Annotated in this window: 7 protein-coding genes and 1 pseudogene; 3 read left to right on the forward strand and 5 right to left on the reverse strand. The window is 70.2% G+C overall.

Annotated elements, in window-relative coordinates:
* A pseudogene (locus A612_RS14300) lies at positions 1-203 on the forward strand (M48 family metalloprotease); the annotation flags it as partial.
* Here the strand turns inward: A612_RS14300 and A612_RS14305 are convergent.
* Complete coding sequence (locus A612_RS14305; protein ID WP_040437063.1) at positions 171-527, reverse strand: phage holin family protein; 357 nt, start codon at positions 525-527, stop codon at positions 171-173. The pseudogene A612_RS14300 and the gene A612_RS14305 overlap by 33 nt on opposite strands.
* A gap of 45 nt (positions 528-572) precedes the next feature.
* A complete protein-coding gene (locus A612_RS14310; RefSeq protein ID WP_019375135.1) occupies positions 573-1,343 on the reverse strand; it encodes a TerC family protein in 771 nt (256 codons plus the stop codon).
* 368 nt (positions 1,344-1,711) lie between these two features.
* Here A612_RS14310 and A612_RS14315 point away from each other — a divergent pair, with 368 nt between their 5' ends.
* Positions 1,712-2,146 (forward strand): DUF3717 domain-containing protein, encoded by a 435-nt coding sequence (locus A612_RS14315; protein ID WP_019375136.1) that lies wholly within the window; start codon positions 1,712-1,714, stop codon positions 2,144-2,146.
* Between the two features lie 44 nt (positions 2,147-2,190).
* Complete coding sequence (locus A612_RS14320) at positions 2,191-2,496, forward strand: putative signal transducing protein (RefSeq protein WP_019375137.1); 306 nt, start codon at positions 2,191-2,193, stop codon at positions 2,494-2,496.
* Between the two features lie 2 nt (positions 2,497-2,498).
* Here the strand turns inward: A612_RS14320 and A612_RS14325 are convergent, their stop codons facing one another.
* The 3 genes from A612_RS14325 to purB all read right to left on the reverse strand — a co-directional run bounded on the left by A612_RS14325 (position 2,499) and on the right by purB (position 5,696).
* The gene (locus A612_RS14325; protein WP_019375138.1) at positions 2,499-3,545 is read right to left on the reverse strand and encodes a TRAP transporter substrate-binding protein; all 1,047 of its coding nucleotides are present in this window, start codon (positions 3,543-3,545) and stop codon (positions 2,499-2,501) included.
* Positions 3,546-3,740: 195 nt separating this feature from the next.
* Positions 3,741-4,301 (reverse strand): YaeQ family protein, encoded by a 561-nt coding sequence (locus A612_RS14330; RefSeq protein ID WP_019375139.1) that lies wholly within the window; start codon positions 4,299-4,301, stop codon positions 3,741-3,743.
* A gap of 15 nt (positions 4,302-4,316) precedes the next feature.
* Entirely contained in the window at positions 4,317-5,696 is a 1,380-nt protein-coding gene (gene purB / locus A612_RS14335; RefSeq protein ID WP_019375140.1) for an adenylosuccinate lyase, read from the reverse strand.
* Positions 5,697-5,734 lie beyond the last annotated feature (38 nt).

Here is a 5,734-nt window from a genome sequence, read left to right on the forward strand (position 1 = left end):
GCCAGCCGCTGCGCGCCGTGCGCGCCGAAGCCGAGGCGCAGGTGGCGCGCTACGACTACGCCGCTGCGGTGGACCGCTTCAAGGCCGGGCAGGACCTGGCGCGCAGGGGCCGCGCCGCGGCCGACCACATCGAGGCCTCGATCATCGACACCCGGCTGCGCGCCGTCGAATCACTTCTTCGCGAACAGGCCGCCGAGCGCTGACTCGATGACGATTCCGAGCACGGAATACATCAGCGAGCCCAGCAGCGCCGCGCCGAAGCCGCGCACATGAAAGCCGTCGCCGAGCACGCCCGAGGCCGCCCAGAACATCAGCGCGTTGATGACGAACAGGAACAGCCCCAGCGTGACGATGGTGACGGGCAGGGTCAGGATCACCAGGACCGGCCGCAACACCACGTTGAACAGCCCGATCACGAAGGCCGCGCCCATGGCGGCGCCGAAGCTCTGCACCTGCACGCCGCTGTACATGTAGGCCACGCACAGCAGCGCAATGGCGCTCAGGATCCACTTGAGGAGCAATCGCATGCCGCCCAGCATAGCACCGGGCGGCAGCCGCTGGGCGGCCTGCGGTCAGCCGTGTTGCACGGGCGCGGCAGGCCGGCCGCGCCGCGCCGCCACCCACTTGCCCAGCGCCAGCACCAGCAGCGCGCCCGCCAGGTGGGCCGCCCAGTAGACGGGTGTGGACAGCTTGGCGTGGCCCTCTCCATCCAGCACACCCCACTTGGGCGCCCACAGCCACTGGCCGTGGTTCACGAACAGCGGGTCGGTGGCCAGCATGCCGCCGGCGATCCAGCCCAGCAGCATGCCCCCGGCCACGATGACCAGCGGAAAGCGCTCCATCAGGCGAATCCCCAGCTGCGATCCCCAGACGATGATCGGCACGGAGATCAGCAGGCCCAGCACCACCAAGAGCGTCTGGTGCTCGCCCGAGCTCTGCGCCGCCCCGGCGATGGCGATCACGTTGTCCACGCTCATGACCAGATCGGCCACGAGGATGGTCTTGATGGCCGCCAGCAGCTTGTCGCTGCCCTGGATGTTGGCGTGCTCGTCCTCGTCCTGCGGTGCGACCAACTTGACGCCTATCCACACCAGCAAGAGCGCGCCCACCGCCTTCAGGGCCGGCAGGTTCAGCAACTGCATGGCAAAGACGATCAGCACCACGCGCAGCGCGATGGCGCCGGCCGTGCCCCAGATGATGCCCTTGCGGCGCTGCGCCGCCGGCAGCTTGCGGCAGGCCAGCGCGATGACGACCGCGTTGTCGCCGCCCAGCAGGATGTCGATGATGATGATCTGGCCGAGCGCGATCCAGAACGGGGTGTGGGTCAGAAAGTCCAGGTCCATGGGCAAAGTGCCTCCAAGTGCATTGGTCATGCCTGGGTGCTTGCCCGGGACGGCGGCGGCGTCCGGGTGCCTGCGCGCAGGAGAGAGGACGCTTTGAGCCGCCCGGAAAAGCGTTGCAACGCCCAGGCGCCCAAAGGTCTTGCTCGGCGCGCCGGACACGGTCCCTTGCGGTCCCGTGCGCCACGCCTGGAGGGCCGGAAGCCGCAAGGCTTCGTCCTGACGACCCGTCCATCTGCCGGAAGGCGGCTGCGTGCGGCCTGCCGGCAGGGAGCTACTCCCCTTTGAATTCCCCTATTGGACCACAGATTGCGTCCGTCCGCGCAGCGGCGGCGGGCATGGCCTCCTGGCTATCATCGACGCCCCGAGCCATGTCCATCCCCCCCGCCCCCCTGCACATCGCCGACCTCGAGGCGGCCATCAACTTCTGGCGCGAGCGCGCACCAGTAGACGGCTCGGGAGCGCTGGCGCCGGAAGTGGCGGCGCTGGCCGAGGTCTACGGCGCCATGGCGCACGCCGGCGCGCAGGAAGTGCCCCTGCCGGCGCTGCCAGGCCCCGCCCGGTCGGCATGGCTTGCGTGGTACGAGACGCTGCCGGACACGCCCTGCATCGCCGTGTGCTCGACCAGCCAGGGCGACGAATGGTGCAAGGGCTGTGGGCGCAGTTTCACGGAAGTGCAGCACTGGCTGGAGATGGACCCGGCGCAAAAGCGTGCCGTGTGGCGCCGCATCGAGCGCGAGGGCACGGCCCTGCGCTTCACGGCCCGCTACGCCGGACGCGCCGGCGCCGCGGCAGCGCCGCATTGAAGCCGCTTTACGGCCGCCGCGGCTGCGGCTATCGTGGCGGACCCATGCTGCGCTTGACCCAGGCCCCCAACATCGCCATCGCCACGCTGTGGCGCGACCTGCTGTGCGAGGCAGGACTTCCGGCCAGCGTGCAGCGCCAGCACTTGGGCGCCGCGGCCGGCCACCTGCCGCCGGGCGAGTGCCTGCCGGAGATCTGGCTGCGATACCCGGAGCACGCCGAACGCGCCCGCGCCCTGCTGCAGGAGCTGGAACGGATGCCGCAGCGCCAGTGGTTCTGTCCGGGCTGCGGCGAGCGCGTGGAGGGCGGCTTCGAGCAGTGCTGGAATTGTGGCGGGCCGATGCCCCGCTAGGCTCAGCCGGCGGGGGCGTAGTAGCTGATCAGGGCGCGCGCGCCGCCGACCCCGGCCTTGCCTGACCATTCGCGGGCGAACTTCTCGCCCATCAGGTCCAGCGTGCGGCGCAGCTCGAAGCTGGGCTGGCTGATCTTGGTGCCGCGCTCCGCCAGCACGCGCTGCGCGGCCTCGTCGGCGCTGCGCGCCAGCTGCCAGCCCCGCGCCTCGGCCTGGGCGGCAGCGGTCTCGAGGGCCTTCCGCACGTCCTCGGGCAACTGGGCCCAGCGCTTCTCGCTCATCAGGATCAGGTTCTTCGGGATCCAGGCGCGCATGTCCACGAAGATGCCCATGGCGTTCCACGACTGGCTGTCGACGCCGGTGGTGCTGGAAGTGACCATCGCGTCCACCTGCCCGTCCTGGATGGCCTTGGCCAGGTTGTTCGCCGCGATGTCGACCGGCGTGGCACCTGCGACCTCGGCCATGAACTTGGTGGCGTCGTTGTTCACGCGGAATTTCTGGCCCTTCAGGTCATCGAGCCGGTTGACCGGCGTGCGGGCGAACAGGCCCTGTCCGGGCCAGGGCGCAGCGTAGAGCACCCGGATGCCCTGCTCCTGCAGCGAGGCACGGGTCGGCTCGCGCGTCACTTCCCACAACCGGTGGGCATCCTCGAAGCTGCGCACGATGAAAGGCAGCGAGTCGATGCCCAGCAGCGGGTATTGCTGCGCGAAGTTCGACATGAAGATCTCGCCCATGGCCAGCTCGCCCTTGCTGAGCGCGGGGATGACTTCGATCATCGGCATCAGCTTGGCATTGGTGACCACCTCGATCTGCAGCGCGCCCTGGCTGGCCTCGCCCGCCTGCCGGGCGAACTGCTGCAGGTTCTGCGTATGAAACAGCGCGTCGGTGTAGGCTCCCGCGCACTGCAGGGTGGTGGTCGCGGCCCGCGCAGCCGTGGGCAGCCAGGCGGCCATCCCGGCCCCCGCGGCGGCGCCCAGCGTGGCCAGCGCCTGCCGCCGCGTGGGACGGACCGCGGCCGATGCCCGCGCCTGTGGATCGAAATCAGTCATGAAAGTCTCCCCCTTTTATGGAGTTTTGCCGATCGGCATGGCATTGCGCGCCCGACCCGCTGATGGCGGCGCCGGCGCGGCAAGGGGCGGAGGCGCTAGCTGGCGCCCTCCCCCCCGGGAAATCATAGGTCGACCTGTGGGCAGCTCAAGTCGCCTTGGTTGCGCTGCGCCATCCGGGAGGGCGGCTGCGCGCCCTCACTTCCAGCGTTGCGGCTCGATCAGGGCGCTGCCATGCGCGCCGCTGAGCGTCAGGGCCCCGTCCTGGATGGTGGCCTGCAGCTGCATGCTGCGCTCTGCCAGCCGGGCCAAGGCCTGCGCCTCCTGCGCCGGGATGCGCCAGATTTCCAGTCGGTCGAGGCGGGCGAGCTTGCCCTCGATGCCGCGCCACCAGACCTCAGCCGCCGGGTGGAAGGCATAGACGACCACCAGGTCCGCCTTGCTGCAGGCCTTCGCCAGCGGCTTGTCCTCGGGCTGGCCCACCTCGATCCACAGGCGCTTCCGGCCCGTGAAGTCGGTCAGGGACACGTCCGGATCCTCGGGATCGGACAGGCCGGCGCCGAAAGCCAGCTGGCCGTCGCCCTGGCAGCGCTCCTGCAGCCCATGCGCCTGCAGCGCCAGGGCCGCCAGCCGCACCATCATGCGCTCGTCGGTCTCGCTCGGGTGGCGCGCCAGGACCAGATCGTGGTCGGCGTAGTAGCCGTGGTCGATGTCGGCGATCGACAGGCCGGCCTTGAAGATGGTGGACTTGAGGGCCATGGGCCGGCGCCTTCCTCAGGCGCGGCGCGCCAGCTCGGCGGCCTTGCCGGTGTAGCCGGCAGGCGTCAGCGCCAGCAGGCGCGCGCGGTCCTCGGCAGGAATGTCCAGGCCCTCGATCAGCGCGTGCAGCGCCTCGCGCGTGACGCTCTGGCCGCGCGTGACTTCCTTGAGCTTCTCGTAGGCCCCCGGCACGCCATGGCGCCGCATGACGGTCTGAATGGGCTCGGCCAGCACTTCCCAGCTGGCATCCAGGTCGGCCTCCAAGGCGGGGGCGTTGATCTCCAGCTTGTCCAGCCCGGTCATCAGCGAGGAGTAGGCCAGCACCGCGTAGCCCAGCGCCACGCCGAGGTTGCGCAGCACGGTGGAGTCCGTGAGGTCGCGCTGCCAGCGGCTGATGGGCAGCTTTTCCGCCAGGTGGCGCAGCAGCGCATTGGCCAGCCCCAGGTTGCCCTCGGCATTCTCGAAGTCGATGGGGTTGACCTTGTGCGGCATGGTGGAAGAGCCGATTTCGCCCTCCTTGAGCCGCTGCTTGAAGTAGCCCAGCGAGATGTAGCCCCAGATGTCGCGCGCGAGGTCGATCAGGATGGTGTTGGCGCGCGCCACCGCATCGAACAGCTCGGCCATGTAGTCGTGCGGCTCGATCTGGATGGAGTACGGCTGGAAGCTGAGGCCCAGGCCCTGCGGCTCGGGCGCCTCCACCACGCGGCGCGCGAACGCCTCCCAGTCGAAGTCCGGCCAGGCCGCCAGGTGGGCGTTGTAGTTGCCGACCGCGCCGTTCATCTTCGCGAGCAGCGGCACGGCGGCGATCTGGGCGCGTGCGCGCTCCAGCCGCACCAGCACGTTCGCCATTTCCTTGCCAACGGTCGTGGGGCTGGCGGTCTGGCCGTGCGTGCGGCTGAGCATGGGGGTGGCGGCGAACTGCTGCGCCATGGCGCGCAGCCTGCCGGCCAGCCGGTCCAGCGCCGGCAGCAGCACCGCGTCGCGCCCGGCGCGCAGCTGCAGCGCGTGGCTGGTGTTGTTGATGTCCTCGCTGGTGCAGGCGAAGTGCACGAACTCGGCGGCGCGCTCGAGTTCCGCGTGGCCGGCAAAGCGCGACTTGATCCAGTACTCGACCGCCTTGACGTCGTGGTTGGTGGTGCGCTCGATGTCCTTGATGGCCTGGGTGTCGGCCTCGCTGAAGCGCTCCACCAAGCTGCGCAGGTGCGCCCGCGCGGCCGGCGACAGGGGCGGAAATTCCGCAAAGCCGGCGTCCGACAGGGCGATGAACCAGGTCACTTCGACCTGCACGCGCCGGTGCATGTAGCCGTGCTCGCTCATGATGGGGCGCAGGGAGGCCAGCCGGGCGGCGTAGCGGCCGTCCAGCGGGGAGAGGGCAGTCAGGGCAGAGAGATCCATGGGCCGCGATTGTAGGCGGCGGCTTCCCGCCGGCGGCC

The organism is Melaminivora alkalimesophila, from assembly GCF_000282995.1.
Taxonomy (GTDB): domain Bacteria; phylum Pseudomonadota; class Gammaproteobacteria; order Burkholderiales; family Burkholderiaceae_C; genus Melaminivora; species Melaminivora alkalimesophila.